This is a genomic window from Pseudoalteromonas galatheae (assembly GCF_005886105.2).
Taxonomy (GTDB): Bacteria; Pseudomonadota; Gammaproteobacteria; order Enterobacterales; family Alteromonadaceae; genus Pseudoalteromonas; species Pseudoalteromonas galatheae.
Window position 1 is genome coordinate 2,610,991 of the sequence record NZ_PNCO02000001.1, and the last position, 20,931, is coordinate 2,631,921.

At 42.9% G+C, this 20,931-nt stretch carries 19 protein-coding genes; 10 read left to right on the forward strand and 9 right to left on the reverse strand.

The features are described from left to right. Window positions 1–11 precede the first annotated feature (11 nt). The 4 genes from CWC29_RS11530 to CWC29_RS11545 form a co-directional block, all read right to left on the reverse strand. On the reverse strand, window positions 12–1,880 hold the full coding sequence (locus CWC29_RS11530) for a DUF885 domain-containing protein (RefSeq protein WP_138522584.1): 1,869 nt from the start codon (window positions 1,878–1,880) through the stop codon (window positions 12–14). A gap of 245 nt (window positions 1,881–2,125) precedes the next feature. Beyond that, entirely contained in the window at window positions 2,126–2,812 is a 687-nt protein-coding gene (locus tag CWC29_RS11535; RefSeq protein ID WP_128725581.1) for a transposase, read from the reverse strand. A gap of 409 nt (window positions 2,813–3,221) precedes the next feature. Beyond that, window positions 3,222–3,410, reverse strand: coding sequence for a hypothetical protein (locus tag CWC29_RS11540; protein WP_128725580.1), 189 nt, complete (start codon window positions 3,408–3,410; stop codon window positions 3,222–3,224). Between the two features lie 116 nt (window positions 3,411–3,526). Next, complete coding sequence (locus tag CWC29_RS11545) at window positions 3,527–3,991, reverse strand: CreA family protein (RefSeq protein WP_099031581.1); 465 nt, start codon at window positions 3,989–3,991, stop codon at window positions 3,527–3,529. A gap of 340 nt (window positions 3,992–4,331) precedes the next feature. Between CWC29_RS11545 and CWC29_RS11550 the strand changes: the two genes are divergently transcribed. The 3 genes from CWC29_RS11550 to CWC29_RS11560 all read left to right on the forward strand — a co-directional run bounded on the left by CWC29_RS11550 (window position 4,332) and on the right by CWC29_RS11560 (window position 9,441). Next, a complete protein-coding gene (locus CWC29_RS11550; protein WP_138522582.1) occupies window positions 4,332–6,779 on the forward strand; it encodes a TonB-dependent receptor in 2,448 nt (815 codons plus the stop codon). A gap of 54 nt (window positions 6,780–6,833) precedes the next feature. Continuing rightward, a complete protein-coding gene (locus CWC29_RS11555; protein WP_138522580.1) occupies window positions 6,834–8,318 on the forward strand; it encodes a tetratricopeptide repeat-containing sulfotransferase family protein in 1,485 nt (494 codons plus the stop codon). Window positions 8,319–8,382: 64 nt separating this feature from the next. Further along, the gene (locus tag CWC29_RS11560; RefSeq protein ID WP_138522578.1) at window positions 8,383–9,441 is read left to right on the forward strand and encodes a hypothetical protein; all 1,059 of its coding nucleotides are present in this window, start codon (window positions 8,383–8,385) and stop codon (window positions 9,439–9,441) included. Here CWC29_RS11560 and CWC29_RS11565 read toward each other — a convergent pair. After that, the gene (locus tag CWC29_RS11565) at window positions 9,438–10,019 is read right to left on the reverse strand and encodes a YqaA family protein (protein WP_128725576.1); all 582 of its coding nucleotides are present in this window, start codon (window positions 10,017–10,019) and stop codon (window positions 9,438–9,440) included. The two genes, CWC29_RS11560 and CWC29_RS11565, sit on opposite strands and share 4 nt — an antisense overlap. A gap of 142 nt (window positions 10,020–10,161) precedes the next feature. Here CWC29_RS11565 and CWC29_RS11570 point away from each other — a divergent pair, with 142 nt between their 5' ends. Together CWC29_RS11570 and CWC29_RS11575 are read left to right on the forward strand one after the other, a co-directional pair. Beyond that, complete coding sequence (locus CWC29_RS11570) at window positions 10,162–10,758, forward strand: ACP phosphodiesterase (RefSeq protein ID WP_138522576.1); 597 nt, start codon at window positions 10,162–10,164, stop codon at window positions 10,756–10,758. A 72-nt stretch (window positions 10,759–10,830) separates the two neighbouring features. Next, complete coding sequence (locus CWC29_RS11575; protein ID WP_328820781.1) at window positions 10,831–13,056, forward strand: tetratricopeptide repeat protein; 2,226 nt, start codon at window positions 10,831–10,833, stop codon at window positions 13,054–13,056. On the opposite strand, the gene CWC29_RS11580 is transcribed toward CWC29_RS11575, so the two are convergent. Together CWC29_RS11580 and CWC29_RS11585 are read right to left on the reverse strand one after the other, a co-directional pair. Continuing rightward, on the reverse strand, window positions 13,010–14,455 hold the full coding sequence (locus CWC29_RS11580) for a serine hydrolase domain-containing protein (RefSeq protein ID WP_138522572.1): 1,446 nt from the start codon (window positions 14,453–14,455) through the stop codon (window positions 13,010–13,012). The genes CWC29_RS11575 and CWC29_RS11580 overlap by 47 nt on opposite strands. 104 nt (window positions 14,456–14,559) lie before the next feature. Beyond that, the gene (locus CWC29_RS11585) at window positions 14,560–14,943 is read right to left on the reverse strand and encodes a rhodanese-like domain-containing protein (RefSeq protein ID WP_138522570.1); all 384 of its coding nucleotides are present in this window, start codon (window positions 14,941–14,943) and stop codon (window positions 14,560–14,562) included. Window positions 14,944–15,133: 190 nt separating this feature from the next. Between CWC29_RS11585 and CWC29_RS11590 the strand changes: the two genes are divergently transcribed. Next, window positions 15,134–16,015: a LysR family transcriptional regulator gene (locus tag CWC29_RS11590; RefSeq protein WP_138522568.1), complete on the forward strand. Its 882-nt coding sequence runs from the start codon at window positions 15,134–15,136 to the stop codon at window positions 16,013–16,015. Here CWC29_RS11590 and CWC29_RS11595 read toward each other — a convergent pair. Beyond that, the gene (locus CWC29_RS11595; RefSeq protein WP_010606232.1) at window positions 15,993–16,379 is read right to left on the reverse strand and encodes an MmcQ/YjbR family DNA-binding protein; all 387 of its coding nucleotides are present in this window, start codon (window positions 16,377–16,379) and stop codon (window positions 15,993–15,995) included. The genes CWC29_RS11590 and CWC29_RS11595 overlap by 23 nt on opposite strands. A 178-nt stretch (window positions 16,380–16,557) precedes the next feature. On the opposite strand from CWC29_RS11595, the gene CWC29_RS11600 reads away from it, so the two are divergent. The 3 genes from CWC29_RS11600 to CWC29_RS11610 all read left to right on the forward strand — a co-directional run bounded on the left by CWC29_RS11600 (window position 16,558) and on the right by CWC29_RS11610 (window position 18,314). After that, a complete protein-coding gene (locus CWC29_RS11600) occupies window positions 16,558–16,875 on the forward strand; it encodes a hypothetical protein (protein WP_099642794.1) in 318 nt (105 codons plus the stop codon). A gap of 32 nt (window positions 16,876–16,907) precedes the next feature. Then, window positions 16,908–17,642, forward strand: coding sequence for a helix-turn-helix transcriptional regulator (locus tag CWC29_RS11605; protein WP_128725567.1), 735 nt, complete (start codon window positions 16,908–16,910; stop codon window positions 17,640–17,642). A 117-nt stretch (window positions 17,643–17,759) separates the two neighbouring features. Next, window positions 17,760–18,314, forward strand: a complete 555-nt coding sequence (locus tag CWC29_RS11610) for a hypothetical protein (protein ID WP_128725566.1) — start codon at window positions 17,760–17,762, stop codon at window positions 18,312–18,314. 506 nt (window positions 18,315–18,820) lie between these two features. On the opposite strand, the gene CWC29_RS11615 is transcribed toward CWC29_RS11610, so the two are convergent. Beyond that, complete coding sequence (locus CWC29_RS11615) at window positions 18,821–19,726, reverse strand: LysR family transcriptional regulator (protein WP_128725564.1); 906 nt, start codon at window positions 19,724–19,726, stop codon at window positions 18,821–18,823. 211 nt (window positions 19,727–19,937) lie between these two features. Here CWC29_RS11615 and CWC29_RS11620 point away from each other — a divergent pair, with 211 nt between their 5' ends. After that, window positions 19,938–20,657 (forward strand): SDR family oxidoreductase, encoded by a 720-nt coding sequence (locus CWC29_RS11620; RefSeq protein ID WP_138522566.1) that lies wholly within the window; start codon window positions 19,938–19,940, stop codon window positions 20,655–20,657. The last annotated feature ends 274 nt before the right edge of the window (window positions 20,658–20,931 follow it).

The window sequence follows — 20,931 nt, forward strand, 5'->3', positions numbered from 1 at the left end:
GAAAAGTATATTTACGACTTCAGAGAATTAATCCAAGTCTTGATATCTTCTTCAACAAGCGCCATTGGCCTTGCGCCTTTTAGCAACACTACGTCGTGGAATGCTTTAATATCAAACTTATCACCTAGCTGCTGTTTAGCGTACTCTCTAAGTTCAACTAATTTAAGCATACCTAACTTATAACCAAGCGCTTGACCTGGCCAAGCGATATAACGGTCGATAGCCGATACCACATCACTCATAGCCGTACCAGTTGCATCAGCAAAATAGGTGATCGCTTGGTCGCGTGTCCACTTTTTATAATGCAGGCCCGTATCAACCACCAGTCGAGCAGCACGATATGCCTCAGCTTGCAGGCGACCTAAGTCTCCAAAAGGGTCGTCCTTATACATCCCCATTTCGTAAGCCAATAGCTCTGAATACAGCGCCCAGCCCTCAACATAACCATTAAATGAGGCATTTTGACGCATCAAACCAATTTCTGTTTGCAACATATTAAGCGCAATTTGGAAGTGGTGACCAGGGACCGCCTCATGATACGTTAAGGTTTTCATGCCAAAGCTTGGTACTGCTTTCATGTCTTTTAGGTTGATTGAAAATACCCCAGGACGACTTCCATCAAGCGATGGACCGTTGTAGTAACCACCCGGTGCACCCGCTTCCACGGCTTTTGGTATACGTTTAACTTCAACAGGTTGCGGTGGAATAGTAGAAAAGTAATCTGGCGCTTTTTGTAAAATGCTCCCTATTTCACCACGCAAGAACGATAATAACGCTTCACGACCTTCGTCAGAATCCGCATATAAGAATCTCGACTCTTCATTGAGCTGCTTCATCCGGTCGCCAACAGTGCCTTGTGAATAGCCGTTTTGCTTGAGGATTTCGTCCATACGCTTTGAAATACGCTCCACCTCAGCAAGGCCAATTTGGTGGATCTCTTCCGCGCTCATATCAGAGTCCGCCAAATAGGTGATCTCATGCTGGTAGAAAGCTTCGCCATTTGGTTGGGCCCAAATACCGACATTTTCAGGCGCTTTACTCTCTAGAGCGTGCATAATCGCAGACACATTTTTAAATTCAGGATAAAGCTTTTGCTCAACAATTTGCGTTGCCTGTGCAACATAATCAGCGGCGGCTTTATCCGTAATACCGTCAAGATCTGCAAGTTTATCTTTAAACGATGCAACCAAAGGGTGTTCTGCACCACTTGGCGCCGTGAAGTTATCTAAATAGCCTAGCGTGTTTGGAAACAGTACTTTTGGTAAAATTACGCCTTTATTGGCATCCGCTTTTACCTTATTTGCAACTTGTTTCGTGACTTCAACAAAGGCATGTAGGCGCGCAACATAGTCTTTTGCATCTTGCTCACTCTCTATTCCATGCTGGTCTTTAAGCACATTTGGAATATCCAGCAATGGGCCGGACAATTGGTTAACAATATATGGCAGGTGTCCGCCCCAAGTATCAATATAACCTGCCGAGAAGCCTTTATCCCCAGCATAATAACATGCAATAACTTCATTTACTTTAAGGTGCAACAAGTCGTCAGCGTTCGCCACGCCCGATTGTAATTGTTTTAATTTATCTGCGGCTGCGTTCATATCCACCTGAAGCGCCTGCATTCCGACAACCGAGTAATCCGGTAGTCTATTAGCATAGTGACCATATTCACTACTTGATAATTTAAGCGAAGTGGCAAGCGCGGGTTGGTGGTTAATAAATTGCTTGGTGTACTGCTCTACGACTTTGTCGATTTCTGCACGAGAGAGAGTTGGTTCAGTGGTTTTAGCAACAGATATCGTTTCTGTTGTTGGCTTGTCTTGAGCACATCCGCTCAAACCTAGCACGACAGAGAGTGCTACCACGCTTATTTTATTCATTATTACGCCGCTCCATTAGGGTTGTTGTCAAAGCTAAAAATACCAGTGCAGATCTGGTTGCTGATGGAATAGTCATACCAATTTGAAAAAGCAAATGGATATAAGCACTTTATTCAGAAATGAAGTGCTCATGCTATTCTCATAGATGCAACTACAAGTAACATATTTGCGTTTTTGTTACAGCTATAAAAGACGGAAAATTGCGAATTAATTGACTTTTCCCGCACTTTTGCAAACTAATTTGCTTAGCTTTCGAGCACTAGAGATTTTGGCGTGTCGACGCATTCCGGTGGTAACTCAACGATAATACGCTGTACACGACCTGTTGACTTGTCAAACAAAAAGCAAGCGTGTGGCCTTTGCTCCAGCTGTAAACTGATGGTGATACTCAAACTTTTAGGTAAAGCCTGCGCTATCACATCTCTCGACGCTTCTGTAAAGAGTACTGATTCAGGGGTAAATTGATAAAACTGCCCAAACTGTAAATCACAATGCTCACCTTGCTGTAAGTCCTTCCTATATTCATATTGGTAGAGCTTGCATCCACAACCTGGGCCAAAATAATTGGTCGTCAATGCCGTAAAATTATAGTCCCGTGCCTGCGGAACAAAGCAGTGTTGAGAGCCCCGCTTTGGTGTTGGATGCCAAATCTGTGCACATACTTTAAAAAATGGTCGTTTATTTTCATAAAGTACATAAAGATCATCATTGTCCAACATCCCTCGAACGTGGTGCTGGTAGTCACTGCTACTCGCCACTTGTGCCGCGAGAAATTGCTTATTTTGTGATAGTCGATACAACATTTCAGCAAGTAGTCTTAGCGTACTGTCATCCAAGCAGTCTGGACCAGTATATAAGCTAGAAACGCAATTAATAAAATCACTAAAATTAATTGCCCCATGACTATAAAAGTTATCGAATTGGCGTGCCATATTTCTTCCTTGTGTTTGAGCGTTTTAGTCAGACGAATAGTGAGTACGTCAGCTAAAATTCGTATTTTTTAAAACAGAAACTTGCATATATCCGATTGCAAACTGCGCTGCTTTTTTCTTAGTCCCTAATTAAAGCTAATGCAGACTGGGGAGAACGCAACAAATTAATTACAATTTTAGTGACAGCCTAGTTAAGACTATTAATGAGATGAGTCAGAGATGGCAGTTTAGAGTTTATACGCTATACAGAGCGTAAGTGAAGCATGAGTAGATATCATAAAAACTTCATGCAAATTTATGCACTTAACACTACGCGCAACAAAGACTGAGCCGAGCGCAATATTTATATTAATTTTTCATCGTTTCGAATGACATTAATCAGCAAAACAAGATAAATTACGATCCAAACTTACTTAGGTTCGGACTCGGTAATCACCTCGTCTTGGCTAAACATCTCAGCCTGAGTTGCTTGAGATGAGATGCTATGAGCATCAGTTGTTAACGTTAAAATAACAAACAATACTGTCATCACTGCAAATGCAATATTGACCGTTTTCCCTAAAAAGCGTGTTTTTAGCATCACGATTTCTCCTAACATTATCACTACTAAGCTTAGTCGAAATCGTGAGCAAAAAGGTTTAATTCAAACAAAAAAATAATTTACTTAATGCAATTATCGAAACCTACGGGTTTATGTGCTAGCCAACATTCGAGTTAATTGGTTTTAACGTCTTGATAAGCTTGAGTTCCCCATAATGGCACTGTTGATAAGCTATGCTTAAAGCTACCAGAGGTTTCCTTAGTGGTATAGGCTAAGTACATCAAGGTTTGGTTTTTTGCATCAAAGATCCTTCTCACTTTCATTGATTTAAAAAATACACTTTTTGATTTTTTAAATACCACTTCGCCAGAGTCACTTTTATCTATATTCGCTAGCATTGCAGGTGTTATTTCGCTCGTTTGACGACAAGAGATAGAGCTATCGCTTGGGTCCGAAAAACTCAAGTCGTCTTCAACACTCGCCACATGACAGGTCACACCCGTTACAACAGGGTCAACCATAGAGTCCAGCTTTATATCTTTGAGCGTAAATAGACCTAGTGACACATCACCAACTTCACTGTCAGAGCAACCAAGTAACGTACAAGATGCCAACAATGCAAACATCAGCTTTTTCATTGTTTTTCCTTAAGATAATCGACGTACAAAAGAAACATACGGAGTTAATACTCTAAGCTATTTGAAAATTTTCGCAAACCATCTCACTTGAAAAAGAAATAACCATTCAAAAAAACAAAATAATTATTCACAAAACAAGAATAAGCATGTTAGCATGCGCCGCAGTTTCAAGGTGGCTAAATTTACCTAAACCATGAACAAAACATGGCAAGTCAATTCACCACCGGTTGTATGAAATTCTTTCTAAACTCGGGACAGAAATGCACCGCCTGCATAGTTACCCACTTCTAAAGATTGAAATTTCGTCATGTTTAATTCTTAATTTGAGGTTTCACCATTCATGAGTAAGCTCCATCCAAGCTTAGTCGCACTAGCAGTTAGTTCGAGTTTTTTTGTTGTTAATCAATCACAAGCTGAAGAAAGTAAGATTCAAGAAAAGTCAATTGAACGAATTCAAGTAACAGCCACTCGGCGCGCCGGCACAGTTCAAGAAGCGCCATTAAACATTACTGCCGTCGATAGCGATGTGATGAGCGACCAAAATATTGGCGACCTTGAAGATGTAGCAAGATGGGTTCCTGGTTTGACAATCACAGAACAAGGTGGCCGTGAGGGCTCACCTATTATTGTTCGTGGCTTGAATACTAATTCGTCGGAACGTGCCTCTGACTCGGGCACTGTAGCAACTTACCTCGGCGAAATTCCAATCAACGTAGATTTGCGACTAACCGATATCGAGCGTGTTGAAGTCTTAATCGGCCCACAAGGTACGCTATACGGTGCAGGTACGCTTGGTGGTGCGATTAGAACCATGCTAAAAGCACCTGTGCTTGATGTCATTGAGGGCAAACTCAGTGGCGACGTATTCAGTATCGATGAAAGTGACAGTAACGGTCATGAAATCGGTGCTGTCTTCAATATGCCTATAGCGATGGATGAGTTGGCCGTTCGTGCGAGCATTAACCGCTATCACAACCCCGGCTTTATGGATTATAGCTATGTGGTTAAGCAAGCTGGCGTTTCAAACCCAGACCCCGACTGGTCCAATGCTGAGAATGTTAAAGCGAATATCAACTCAGTGGCGGATGCAAATGATGAGACCATTACCACCACGCGTGTTTCTCTACGTTGGTTGGTGAGTGAGAATATCGATACCACACTGAACTATTTCCATCAAAAACAAGAAAATGGTGCTAACTCGATTTCACAGTATCAAAGCCTTGGCGCACAACACCCGCTTGCCGACTCTATTAAACCATACGAGTCAGCCTATCGCGTGCTTGAACCTAATGAACAAGAAGACGACCTGCTTAGCCTTGAAATCAACGCCGATTTAGAGTTTGCTGATTTAGTTTCGGCATCCGGTTGGTCAAGCAAAGAACAGCAAGGCCAACGAGATCAAACCGATCTCCTTTATGATATTTGGCCAGGTTACGCGGACTTTCCTAGTTTTACCGCTTTGACTAAAGACACCACAGATCAAGACACGTTTACCCAAGAGATCCGGTTAGTCTCTAAAGGGGATGACGCACTAAATTGGATTGCAGGGGTATATTACAGCAAACAGGAAATTAGCTCGGACGATAGAGAGTACACGCCAGGGCTCACGGAGTTTTGGGGCGACGAAATCAACAATATTGAGCAAGATCTTGAATATATTGCACTGACCAATGCCACCAGCAAAGAGTCAGCATTGTTTGGCGAAATTGGCTATGCATTTTCAGATGATTTTAATATCACAGTGGGCGCTCGTTTCTATCGCTATGATGTTAAAACTGAGTCAGCGGCTGAAACCCCGCTCTATTCTGGTGGCCTGCCAAGCCTTGAGCAAATTTCATTTGAACAAGTCAGTGCCAAAGACAATGGTAGTTTGTTTAAATTTAATGCCAATTACACTTGGCAAGATGGACTGCTGACGTACTTCACTGTCAGTGAAGGATTTAGGTTAGGCGGTGGCAACGGTTTGGAGTCCTGTCCAGAAACACTACCTGAGCAACAGATCATCTGTGCACTGCCGCATGAGCTTAGCTATAAACCAGATACCACCACTAATTATGAGCTGGGATTAAAATCTACATGGCTGAATAACAAGCTGCATTTTAATGCCGCATTATTCAGTGTTGATTGGGAAGATGCACAGATCTCATCCGTGACGGTAAACGGTCAAGAGATCATTACCTCCAATGCAGGCTCTGCGAACTCTACTGGTATCGAGTTATCAACCCGCGCTATGTTGAACGACCATTGGACGGTGTATGCAACCTATTCTTATGCAAAAGCACAGCTAACTGATGATGCACCAGCCCTGTTTGCGGTATTCAAAGAAGGTGACTATAGCGCTGAAGAAATCGCGCTTTACCAGCCGTATTATGACGGTACAGACGGCGACCGCTTACCTGGCGCCCCAAAACAGCAGTTCTCATTCGGTTTAAGCTACGAACAAGAAGTGTTCGACGACAAAATGCTTAACGTTAATTATGGAGTAACCGCACAGAGTGACGTATACACGAAAGTCGGACTCAAAGCTGACGGAGAGGTATTACCAGGATTTGCCTTGTCTAACCTCAGTGCGAAGCTTTCAAGCGAGCAATGGGCCGTCACTTTTTATGTCGACAACCTGTTTGACAAATTTGCTTTCACCTCGGTAAGACGCGACAAGTCTTGGGCTGGTGAAGCTAAATTCGCGGCGTTAAACAAAGCCTTGCCTGAGCAGCAGCGAGTGTACGGACACTATGTCACAACACCTCGTACCGTTGGGGTCAAGCTTAACTACCAGTTTGAGTTATAATCAGCAAAAAACTAAAATAGAGAGTGAAGTTACCTTCACTCTCTTTACGTTGCGATGACATCATACAATCAGATCCAAAGCTATATTCAACAGCGTCAATTTCAAGCGGCGCATCACGCATTAGTCGCTCGCATTAATACCAATGCCAACGATCACCACGCGTACGCCTTATTGGCCGAATTGAATATCGCTCTCGGTAACCTCAGCAAAGCACTAAAAATTTACGACAAGTGCCTAAGTTTATTTCCCTGCGCATTTTACTCATTGAGCGCTGCCAAACTTGCGCTGTTCACACAATCACCATTAGCTGCAAAGCGCTATATACAGCATTTGCTAGGCAGCACACAATTGTCGGGATCTGAGCACGATACCCTCGCAAATATATTACTGAGATTAAATCAATATACTGACGCTGGTTGGCATTTTAGCCATGCCTATACACACTCACCACACTGTCCTGAAATCGCGCTCAACTATGCAATGCATTTAAAGATGTCTGGTGAATTAGCACAAGCGCGGACACTGCTTGCCTCTTTAGTGCAAGCAAACCCAAGTAATGCAAAGTGCCAGTTAGCCTACTCAGAGCTTACTCCTGTAGAATTAGCATCGACTCGCATCACTCAATTAGCAACTGAAATAACAGCGCAAACTACACCACTTGCATTACAGCGGCTTCACCATGCACTGGCACTCGAATACGAAAAGCAGGAAAATTATCCCAAGGCATGGCAAAGCTTTATTGCCAGTAAACAAGCGGTCAGTGCAGAGGTCTCCTATTCATCTAAACAAATGACAGGCTATTTTCAATCACTTCGTAAACTTCTCGACAAACCTATTGAATTTGCACCGGAGCAAACGCTTGCACCAATATTTGTCGTTGGGCTGCCGCGCTCAGGCACTAGCCTGATGGAGCAAATTTTAGCGCAATTGCTGTTACAACCGCTGGGAGAGACCAGTATATTGCCTCAAGCACTTAGGGTTTGTCATGACTATAACAGCAATATTCAACATCTCAGCCGCGCCTATGAAGAGGCTAACGCCATTGGGCAATATCGTCTCTTTAGCTCACAATCCGTTGATGGTGAGCAACGTTTTATAGACAAACAACCATTTCATTTTTTCTTTATCGATTTGCTCGCAAAGGCGTTTCCACGCGCGAAGTTTGTCGTGATGAAGCGAAACAGAACAGATACTTGTATCGCAAACTTCCGTCAACTATATCAAACGAACAGTCCCTTTCATGGCTACTCATACCGGATACAAGATATTCAAGCTATGTATGATGATACTTATACGTTTTTGCAAGATGCTGCACAAAAACATCCGACTCAAATTAAGTTTGTGAATTATGAATCGCTGGTAGAAAAGCCTCAGGCTGTGATGAGAGAAGTCTGTCGATTTCTCGAGTTGGATTGGCAAGACGGCGCACTTCACTTTTATAAGCAGGGTTATTACTCAGCAACAGCCAGCAAAATGCAGATCAGACAGCCATTAAATAACTCCAGTGTGGGTAAATATCGAAATACATACTCCATCTAGGAATATTGCTCCACTTCCGTGATGGTGCTAACGTTAAGCAAAAGGACTACAAAATAATAACGATATGAAGCAACTACTTCCTATTATATTTCTAGCTGCGTTAGCGGCCTGTACGCCATCAGAAATCACCAAAATAGAGCAAGAATTAACCCTTGCTCAACAGCAACGAAATTTAGATGCTCAACTTAACGCGCTCAAGTCGCTCAATGAGTATGATAGTAATAAGTGGCAAGCGTTATATTTAGAAACATTAAATGCCTCCACTTTGCTATCCGATGCACAACGCGCCTATGACAACGGCAACATTGTTACAGCTCAAATAGAGGCTGGACAATCCAAAGGGGTTAATAACTCATTGCAAGCGGATACATTGCTGCGTGCGTTATCTATCGACTACCCTTTGACTGAATTGATCGATGAATTAGTCCAATTGCAAACGACAGCAAGTAAAAATGAAATATCGTTCACCCGTTTTTTTAACCAGCCTCCTAGCAAGTGGAATACTATCGAAATCAATCAAAAGCTGCTTGCCATAAATACTAAGATAAAAACAATTACTGAGCTGATTGAAACACTGCAAAATACTCAAAGACAATCTCAGAGTTACCAAACGGTATTAGTAGAAGCAAAACGGCAACGAGGTTTACTAGCTGAACAGGAAGCGATTTTTTTACGCCACTTGCAACAACAGTTCAGTGTTTTACATCAAGCGCAATTTGCAAAGATTTATCAAACAGTGGTCGAACAACTTAATAACTTTGAAGAACGAGTGGTAGCCTCGATGATCCGCCAAGATCAAAATAAGTTAATTGAGACAATGCAGCACCAAAGCGAGCTGCTGTACAACATTGATCTCATGTTAAAGCAGACAGGCTCTGCAAGACATGCTGAGTTTGAGCCTTTTTACCTTGCTTATATTCAACTGCTGAATAAGTCCAAAGATTACAGAGAGTATGCTCGGCAAGGTGAAGCAGCCCTCGCATTATTTGAGCGCGCCGGAGCGCCTCATCACTTTTATCAACAGTATCAAATGTTGATGTCAGAGCCACTAGCACTGAGCGATGATTTACTCGCTTTTGCACGATCACAAAATGAATCAAAGTTTTTGTATAGAAAATACTAGCGACTAGCTATCCACCATGCGAGCAGCACAATGGCCGTTGTGAAAATGACGGCTTTTATTTTATGTTGTTTAATTAGCTTTTCAGCCTGATCACCAGCAAAATAAACGACCGCCGCCAAGCCAAAATAACGTAGTGAACGGGCAATACAGGTTGCAATTAGAAATTGTAATAGTGAAAATTTTGTGGCGCCAGCTGCTAACATGGCAATCTGAAAAGGTACTGGCGCAATACCTAAGGTCAACACAAACCAAAACCCCTGACTTTGCATCTGTGCTTTCACCTGCTCAAACTGAGACTGGCTCGATAGCAGCTCAATAACGGAGTCCCCTACTGCATCAAATAAATAATAACCCAACGCATAACCAAATAAGGCACCCATCACACACCCAACCGTTGCCATTAACGCAATTAGCCATAGTTTTTCTCGCCTTGCCTGCATAAGCGGCACCATCACAGCTTCAAGCGGAATCGGCACTATGGTTGACTCTAAAAAAGAGGCAACCGTGATCCCTTTGAGCATATTTTTTGATTCTACTAGTCGCTTGGTCTTTTGCTTCAATTCAGCCGTTAACGCCATCACACTTCCCCTGATGTTCACAGTAATGGAGACAAGCATAACCTAAGCTAGGTTTCTCCTTCCTGAATTAAATGGCTGGTATTTGTATGTGCGGACAAATGCGATACTCTGTTGTAGAGTGAATTATTGGGGGGATGTTTCTGTGAATTATTTGGCGCATTTGTACTTTGCCAAACCGACTGCCGCATCGCACTTTGGCAACTTGCTCGGTGACTTTCAAAAAGGCGTGAATATACAAGTACTGCCCAAACCTGTGCAACTTGGTCTACAAACACATAGGCAAGTTGATAAATTTACTGATAGCCACTCGATTACAAAATCTGCTAAACAACTTTTTTCGCCCGCGCGTCGCCGTTTTGCAGGCATTGCACTGGATGTGTTATATGACCACTTTTTGATTAAACACTGGCAGCAATATCACAGTACCTCGCTTGATGACTTTAAACGTCAGAGCTTTTCATTGCTGCACGATAACTTGCACATCATGCCTGCGCACATGCAACGAGTCGTTAGCGCAATGACACAAAATGATTGGTTTGCCACCTATGAATCCGTAGCTGGTGTAGGCCACGCGCTGGACAACATCGCCAAACGAATTCGCTTTCAAAACCAATTTACAGGCAGTGAAATGGATATAAAAAAGCACTACCACCAGCTTGAATCTGGATTTCAAACCTTTTTTCCGCAGTTGGTTGAGCATATGCAGCACCAGCCCACAGAACATGACAATTTAGAGTAAATACTTCTGCATATTTACTCCACGATTATCAACTATAATGCAAATATATTTGTTGGTTATGGGCTTTTTGCAGTGTTGAACATAGTTAGGTTGCTATTTACCCAAACCGTATTTACGCTATTTTTACTTTTAGCTTCATTTTCTACCCAAGGCAGTGCACTATTACCTACACTTGAAACGTTAAAGCAGCTGTTATCTGATAACCCTTCCGTTGCGCTTGAAGAAATTGACACACTCTTAAACAAAAACACAACTCCAACTTATCTCTCAGCAGCCTGGTTTAAACTCAGCCTAATGAAGATTGAAGCCCTCTCCTTGCTTGGCCATTATGAAGCTGCCTATCAAGCGATAGATGAGCTCAATCAGGTGTTAGATAAGGTCGCAGGCCCTAATGCCAAAAGTAAATTACTATTGAGTCACGCCACTGTGCTACTTAGTCAAAATCGTGCGACAGAGGCAGAAGAAAAACTTGAGCTGGCACTCAACACCACCTCTCAGGCTGATGAACGACTCATTGCCGACATTCATGGTCGCCTTGCTCATATTAATCGCTTTCGAGCAGACTACCTCAGCGCGTTAAATCATGCCGAGCAGGCCATCCAACTTGCAAAACGCATTAATGATGTTTCGCGACTCGCAGACTTCTATAACCAAATTGGCATTGTTTACGATTACATGGGCCAAATTGAGCAAGCCATCAGCTTTCATGAGCAATCTCTTATGCTACAGCGCAAACGCAATAACCAGCAAGGGATCTCCAACTCACTGTACAACATCGGCGAACTCTACCGTGATTTAGAAGAGTTTCCTCTTGCACTATCTCATTTTGAACAGGCACTCAAAGTCGATAAGTTATTAGGCAATCCGCGTCATATTGCCAACAGCTACGGTAAGATTGGTCAAGTCTTATATCAACAAGGAGAATATAAGCAAGCTCAAGTGTTTATTCTAAACGGCCTTGCCCTGACCAAGAAAATGGAAGCCGACAGCGATACGGCTTGGCAATTAAGCAATTTAGTCAATGTCCAACTTGCTCAAGGAGATGTGAATGATGCCTTAGATAGTGCAAATGAAGCGCTTACACTTGCGATAAAATCTGGTGCCAACCGAACCGAACGCACCGTTAGGCTGGCACTTGCTAATGTCTATTTGGCCCAAGATAAGAGTGAAGACGCCAAAGAACAGCTTGAACTATTGCTAAAGCAGCCTCAGCTTGGCACTCAAACGCAAAGCGATATTCACAAACAGCTGGCCTCAATTTATCAGCAAGCAGGCGAGTTTGAAGCCGCACTTACTCAATTAAAACAATATCAGCACGCACAAACTGAGCTAAAGAAGGTAAGCGATAAAAACAAAGCGTACAAAATGGCATTAAACATAGAGCTGGTGAAAAAAGAACAAGCGCTTAGCCTGTTACAAAAAGAGCAGTCACTGCAACAAGCAAATTTAGAAAACCTAAAGTTACAGCGAGGCTTGGCTATTTCCTCAGCCCTATTGCTGCTCGCAGGGCTTGCCATATACTTTTTAAGACAACGCCAGAAACAAAAACTAGAAGCCTTAGAGCAGCGTATGGCCGCGCGAGCTTTGGAGCAAAAAAACCAATTACTCGCCGATATTTCTCACGAGTTGCGTACCCCGTTAACTGGACTAAAACTGACAATTGAGGCGATGCAATTTAATATTGAGCCTGATATCGATGTCGCTTACAAAAAAGTGAACGGTAAAATCAACCAGCTGGACACCTTAATCTCAGATATTTATCAATCCGCTCAGTTTGACAATAATGTGATATCGTTAGAGCTCAGGCCGCTTGATATTAATATCATTGTTAAGGATTGCTGCGCAGAACTCGCACCCGTCTTTGCGAAAAAGCAGCAATCTCTGCAATGTGATTTAAGTGAGCTAGCCTTGCAGATAGAAGGCGACCCTCAGCGCCTAAAACAGGTCATCCTGAATCTTTTGCGAAACAGCCATTTTTACACCGATGCAGCGGGAACCAGCCTGATACATACACGCTTAGTCAACTCATATGCCATTATCACAGTGGAAGATTCAAGCCCAGGTGTAGCCACCTCGGAGCTGGATAAAATTTTTGAACGACTTTATCGCTGTGAACACTCTAGAAGTCGGGATCTTGGTGGCTCGGGGCTTGGACTTGCGATTAGCAAACATATTGTATTGGCACATCATGGTTCTATCCGCGCCAACCACAGCCCGCTTGGCGGGCTACTCGTTGAAGTGAAACTTCCGATTAAATCCGCTCAAAACGATATAGGCTACGCCAAATCACCGCAGTGATCTCACCTTTGTCATTCGTTTCAATGGTGACATCCGCGCCCCCTTCAAGTTCAATCAGGGTGTCTTCCTCAGTGGCGACAAATGCCATCAGGTTATCGCGGGCCATATCTAAGACGTTAAATCGCGTACCATCTCGGGTGATTTTCATTTTAAACTGATGATCTTTATCATAAGCATACAAACCTTCCAACTGCTTTGCCCGTTCCTCAGATAATGTAATCGCAGTTATCTTTTTACTGCGTATAAAATCCCAGCCGTAATGTTCGCTGATGGCAATGCGAAGCTCACCAAATACGGTACTCGCGGAGTCACCATTGGACATCAACACCATACCCTCACCTTTTTCCACAAATGCTTCAAAACGGTTGCTAAAGCCTTTATTTTTACCGCCATGGGTGAAGACAAGCCCTTGCTCACGCTGTTCAAGCTCTGGTCCCAAACCCCATACGTCATGATGAACTTCAAGCATTTGCTTCGCCAGCTCAGGCGTGATGGGCCCCACAGTATTGCCGGCATATGCTTGTTGTACGGCCATAATATATTTAGCGAGATCCACCGGAGTGGTCCAAAGACCAGCAGCGGCTTGTTCTGGATAAACATGCCAGTCTCCATCGACTTGCTCGCCCTTATCGTCAAACGCGGCACTGGCTTTTGACCATAACGTTTTAGGTAGCGGTTGCGCATAGGTACTGTTGTGCATCCCTAGCGGAGTTAAAATTGCCTGTTGGACATACTCTTCAAATGGCATTTTTGTCACATCTGCCACGAGCAATTCCATTACCGTGTAGCCACCGCCAGAATAGCGCCAAGCTTTACCTGGCAAAGTGTCAACTGTCACTAAATCGGTATTGCCTTTACCCATTAAGACTTCAACGTCAGTTGGAATTTTACTGCCACGCACGTAGCCCGGAAAACCGTGTTGAGTGAGCCCCGAGGTGTGAGTCATTAACTGCCTTAAAGTAACGGGGTTGGCTTTGGTAAATTCGTTTGTTGGTACTTTCCAAGAGGTGAGATATTGATTAACGTCAGCATCTAAATCGACTTTTCCGTCTTGCGCTAACTTTAATACCGCGAGCGCTGCAACGGGTTTACTAATTGACCCTGCCTGAAACAGCGTTTCAGTGGTCACTTTACGATTTTGCTTTTTATCTGCAATGCCATAACCCTCAGCCCACACCACTTTACCATCTTTGATCACGGCAAGGCTTAAGCCCGGTAAATGCGTTTCTTGAAGACGCGTCTGCAAAGCTACAGGTTTATATTTTTGGCCTTCTAATTGCACTCTAGGTAAAAGGTTTTGTGCAACTTGTTGAACTTGATGTTGAGCCGCGTCAGTGGCGAAGGATGTCTGACTTAGCAAAGACGAGCAAAATATGGCGCAGTACAATAGTTTCGACATGATATTTCCCTTGTTATTATCGTTATTCACTCACTTTACACATTGATAAATGTGCGGTGAATGAATAACAGTATAATCATGAGATGAAGAAAAATGCACCTACATCAACTTTGTGCCTGAGACACTCGGCGATTAACGGGGTAACGCTCGAAATCCTCCCAGTAATGAATTCCACCTATCATCTCTTTTACTTGATAGCCCATTTTAGCAAGCTTACACGCGGCCTTTGTCGCACCGTTACACCCTGGGCCCCAACAATAAACCACGATTGGCGTGACCTTGTCATACTTAGCCATCGTCAGTTCGCTTATGTTTGCGCTTGGCATATTGACTGCGCCTTGAGCATGACTTTTGGCAAAGGCTTCATTCGACCTGACATCAAATAGCACAAAATCTTGCTGTCCTGTTAACATCGCCTGATAAACATCAGCACAATCCGTTTCGCAAGCCAGCTTCATTGCAAAATACTGTGATACATCTACTTTCATCTTCTAACTCCTATTTAAATACCTTGGGTCCTAAATAACCAGAGCTGCGGATAAATATTTAACCTCACCCGAGGTCAACTAGGTTACGCACTTGATAGGCGTTAATGAATTCATATTTTTTGAAGGCGATGTTCATCATTTCGGAATAGGCAATCACAGCAAGCTCATTTAAACTGGTGGTATTCAATACGTGATTGAGTTTAGTGCAATGGAGTTTTACCATTTAAGGTCGTTTGTTGCGGTTGCAGAGGCCCAAAATCTAACGGCAGCAGCGAAACGACTGTACACCACACCACCTGCTATCAGCGCCCATATCAAAGCGCTTGAGGAAGAACTCAATACCGTATTGTTTCATCGTTCTAGCAAAGGGATGCAGCTCACAGAGCAAGGTAAGATCTTGCTAGACAAAGCTAAGTTAACGCTTGCAAGTGCAAATGATTTAATGCACACCGCAGCGCAAGCCAAAACAATGCTCACAGGCGAGTTCAGACTTGGCTTGAACCACCCTATTGGCACCTCGAGCGAACTTAGCACACTAATAAAAACCCTCAACCAGCATTTTCCAAGTCTTTCTTTTTCGCTGGAATTACTCTCAAGTGGTGTCATCGTCGACAAACTCAGTGATGGCCTACTTGATGGTGGAGTTATTTATGGCGAAGTACCTGCACATTTTAGCGCTGTACCGCTCACAGAAGTTGCAGTTACCACCGCTTATCCAGCATCTTGGCCTACGCCATCACATAAAGCAGAATTGGCACAGATGACGTGGATACGTATGGGAAAAGGCTGCCCTTTTGATAAGCAACTTGATCAACAGCTAAGCGAAGTAAACGCGGTAAATATTAATGCTGCGGATGAGCGCTCCCGCTTGGCTTTAGTTAAGGCAGGACTCGGCGTGAGCTTTATTGAAGCCAACGCCATTGCAGATCAAGGAGCAGAGGTTGCCTTGTCTAGTTTGCTAGACTTTTCGCTCCCCGTAAGTTTTGTTGTGGCAAATCAAACGCTCACAGAGCCTAAAGTGAACGCTGTGTACCAAGTCGTTTGTGCATCTATTGATGCTGCGCAAGGATAATACCCTGCTGCTTTTTCGGCATTTTTTCGACTACAAGGCGAAATGAGTTATCCATCATCCGCTCAAGTTCTCCTGTAGGAATGGAGCCATCAAGCACCACCGTGTTCCAGAGCTTTTTATTCATGTGGTAACCCGGTAACACCGCACTAAAAATGTCTCGCAGCGCTTGCGCTTCATCAGGATCGCATTTGAGATTTACGCGCCAATGGGGATGCTCGTCATCTTCTTTGCCCATTTTACCAAGCGCCAACGTCGCAAACATTTTGTCCTTCACTTTATATACATCAACGCCTTCACCAAAAGGCTGACTTACGCTGGTATAGGGTTTTGCAAGCAAGTAGTCGTGTACTTGTTGATGGTCCATTGTGCAACTCCTGTTTTATAGAACGAGACGACCCGATATAGTTTGAACCTAATCACTCATAGTGTATATCAACCCATGTTTGGTATCTCATCTATAACACTGTATATTTAAACACTACTGACACTCCCTGACACACCATCGTGGTTTACTCTTTTTGAACTCAAAAAGGAGAAAGACCATGCAACAAAATGTCGTAGAGATTGTAAAATTTAAATTGGCTCTTGGTGCTACAGAGAGTGACATTATGGGTGTAAACCCAGCTTTTACCGAGTGGGTTGAACAGCAACCTGGGCTACTATATCGTTCGTTGACTAAAGACAGTCAGACTGGCGAGTATTTAGATATTATTTATTGGCAATCGATGGAACATGCAAAAGCGGTTTCGGCGCAGTTCCCAAAAACCGAGGTATGCCAAAGGTTAACGCAATACATAGACAGCGAGAGTGTCACCATTAGTCACAGTAATGTACTCTCTCAAACGCCATGTAGCGGTTAATTAATCTGAGATTTGAATAACAAGGAAAACTCGTGCATAAATCCGAACGTCTCTTTCAGTTAGTGGATCTGCTCAAGGGTCGACGATTAGCGGTTACCGCTAAGTCATTGGCCGATCACTTTACGGTATCTGAGCGTACGATTTATCGCGATATTCAGGACTTACAAAGTTCTGGCGTGCCAATTGAGGGGGAGGCAGGTGTCGGCTATATTATTGGTGACTACCCACTGCCCCCTATGATGTTTAGCTATGATGAACTCACCGCACTGTTACTTGGCAGTAAAATGGTTGGAGCGTGGACGGATCCCGAACTAAGCGCGCATGCAAAAGCAGCAATTGCCAAAATAGAGGCCGTGCTACCCGCCCACCTCAAACAACAGCATGACCACTCCCCTTATTTGGTCTCGAGTTTTAAGCACGGACCACAACAACAATCCTTTAGCGCTACACTTAGGCTCGCTATTGCGGCTAAGCAGTGTGTACAACTTGAATATCAAGACGTTGCAAAGCAACAAACCCAGCGTATTATCGAGCCACTCGGATTGGTTTATTGGGGTGGAAAATGGACGCTGGTCGCATTTTGTCAGCTCCGCAGTGATTACCGTGAATTTCGCTTGGACCGTATCACCGCGATACATAAAAGTGAGCTGACCTTTACCGTAAATCCTGATAAAAACCTCAATCATTATGTTGAATTAGTTAAAGCCAAATACGCCGAAGAAATTGCACAGTACCAATGCCAAGCGCCGGATAAAAGTGGTAACTAATTCTAAGCTCACTGCCCAATTCATATTTTGTTACTAATACTTGCGTATCTAAAACCAACCTTTTCAAACTGCACCGCGACTAATTCTGTAAATCAGACATACTCCTTCGAGGTGCTTATGAAAACCACAAAATCAATACTCATTATTTCGGTAACACTAGCTTTGAGTGCCTGCGTTGGCTACTCCAATGCAAATCCAACAGAGCCGCAAACACAAGGTAGCTACCAGCTTATCGCTTACCAAGACTGTAACCCAATAATCAAACACACCATGGACGCCGAACAGGTTGCCGCATACAAAGTGCTCAAAGCAGCAGAGCTTGATATGTCAGCTTCTGAGTTACCAATGAAAGATATCGAAGACAAGCTCGCATTACTCAGCAAAGAAATGGAAGCCATTAGTAAAGAGGCTGTACAAGAAGACGACGATCAACTTGTGATCAATAAAGCACTACTGGCTAAACAAGAAGAAAAGGCCAAGCAGATTGAGGCGGTAATTGAAAGCCACGCTGCTAATTTTGATGCCATTGACGACTATGCAGAAAAAATCGAAGCGGCAGCAAATCGTTTTGATAAAGCTTTAAAACCCATAATCGGTGACTTAAAAGAGGTCAATATTAATATCATCGAACCCGGTGACACCCAGAGTGTCCAGTGTCTCGCTTCAAGCTAAGCAAGTTGAACTAACGAAATGGAGGAAAATATTCCTCCAACTGTATTTGCTCATTGCTGTTATCACCGTTTAGACAAATTGATATGGACTTTAGCTGGCTTGCGGGTGTGAGTGTTTTAACTCCTGTCACGATATGAGGAAAGTATATAGGTAGCGAAAAACCATATAACTTGCTATTCATATATAATGAATATGGACACACCTTTTTACAAAAGAGGCAAGTGCTCTTTGACTAAATCTTTAAGTATCATGGAAAAGAAAGAAGCAAGTATCCCAGACTGGGTTAAAGATATCGATATTGGAAGAGCAACAGAGAACCTCCTCATGGGACTTCTTGTTTAGACCTCAGCGAGTTAGGGATGAAGCCTTATCAATCTAGGCTGACAGTCACCGATTGAAAAACGGGTAACTGTCAGGTCAAGTCTGAGCTAGTACAAATTATGCTACGCAAGCTTCCTCTTCTGTATAAATGGCACTCTAACTACTGCAAAAACAGACTTGAAAGTTCAATAGGTCCTAAGATAATTTACGAAGTTTTTGAGCACGAAGTCTCTAAACACTTTTATTCTCATAGGTTGATGTTTGTCCTGTAGATAGACTAGGGATAATGGCGTTGATTTAGGTTGCCAATATTCAAACACAGGCACTAAGCTTCCCTCATCACGCTCTTTTCTACAATAAATCTCTGGAACCCGAATAATGCCATTCCCACGCAGTGCTGAGTAGAGCATTATTCTCCCATTTTTACATACAAGGTCACCTTTTACCGTTACTTCTTGAATAACTTGGGATTCACTGTTTTTCAATGTCCAAGTATTCATACTTCCCACTATACATTTATGTTCAACTAAATCTTTCGGCTCGCTAGGCTGACCATATTGTTTTACGTACTCCGGGCTTGCATATATACCAATAGAAAGTTCGGTCAGCTTCCTTGCAATCAATGCTGAATCCGCTAACTCTCCCATTCTAAAAACAAAGTCAAATTCACCTGAAACCAAATCAACTCTCCTGCTACTAAAATCGAGTAACACATTCATTTCAGGGTTTTCCTTCATAAAATCAGCGACCAATGGGCCAACAATATTTTCCCCTATATACCCACCCACACAATTAATCTTTATTTCACCCGAAAGCTCGGTTGCGCTTTCCATCGCCCTGTCAATGGCATGTTCTATACCATTGAATGAACGTTTGCATTTTTCGTAAAAGAGTTCGCCAGATGGTGTTAGGTGTTGAGTACGTGTAGTCCTTACCAACAGACTGACACCTAGGTTAGCTTCTAGTTGAGATAACTGTTTCGATACTTGTGAGCGAGAGCAAAGTAGCTTGGCAGCTGCTTTAGTAAAGCTTCCTTCTTCAACTAACACAATGAAGCTCTTAATATCAGAATAATTAATGTCTCTCTTCATGTTTCATACCAAGTTGAGTTCAAGTCTATAATAACTATTCGATCCTTTTTGTAAACAGTAGTGTGAATTAGAAACTATATATCATCAAAAAGATTTTGAATAGAATTTCTCCTGTAGCTTAAATAGTAAGTTTATTAATTCAAAAAAACATCATGAATAAAATTAGCGATGCTCAATACTTTGAACATCATCTAATATGGAGAGAATGATAATGAAAAAATTGGTTGTTATTACTGGCGCAAGCTCAGGTATCGGTGCAGCAATTGCCAAGCGTTTTAATGCAGCAGGTTATCCTTTACTATTAGTTGCGCGACGTATAGAAAAGTTAGAAGCGCTCAACTTATCCAACTGTTTATGTGAACAAGTTGATGTAACCGATAGAGAGGCTTTTTCTATAGTCATTGCAAAAGCTGAAGCACAATATGGTCCGGTCGAATGTTTAATCAATAATGCTGGAGTGATGCTACTTGGACAAGTAGACACTCAGGACAGTGATGAATGGCAAAAGATGTTTGACGTTAATGTGTTGGCCTTACTTGGCGGTATGCAAGCCGTTTTATCACCCATGAAGAAGCGTAATAGCGGAACTATCATCAATGTTAGCTCCATAGCCGGTCGAAAGACTTTTAGCAATCATGCCGCATACTGTGGAACTAAGTTTGCCGTTTCTGCAATATCTGAAAATGTAAGAGAAGAAGTTGCAGACTTTGGCGTGCGTGTTTCTACAATTTGTCCGGGTGCGGTGGAAACAGAGTTATTGAGTCATACAACGTCTGACGACATAAAAGATGGTTATGAAGACTGGAAGCAAACGATGGGAGGAGCATTAGTTGCTGATGATATTGCTCGTGCAGCGCTGTTTATTCAAGAGCAACCTCAACAAGTTTGTATTCGTGAGTTATTAGTTGCAGCAACTCGCCAGCAGCCTTAAACACTCATTAAGCGATATCCGTACAAAGTAAAACGCTGACATATATGGACGCTCTGCTGCTGTCAAGTAATACTCATCCAACAAGGTTGTTTTAACAGCCTTGTTGCTTCTTTTATTTATCTCTCATTTACTATTTGTATGTATTGATAAACAGTCACTTTGAGTCACCCTAAATAAGGTGCTGCTCTGACATATATTCGGGCTTAACTGACTTTCAGCGCCCCTAATGAGTTTCGAACCTAGCCACCCAAAAAGTAGAATACACCCACGCGGC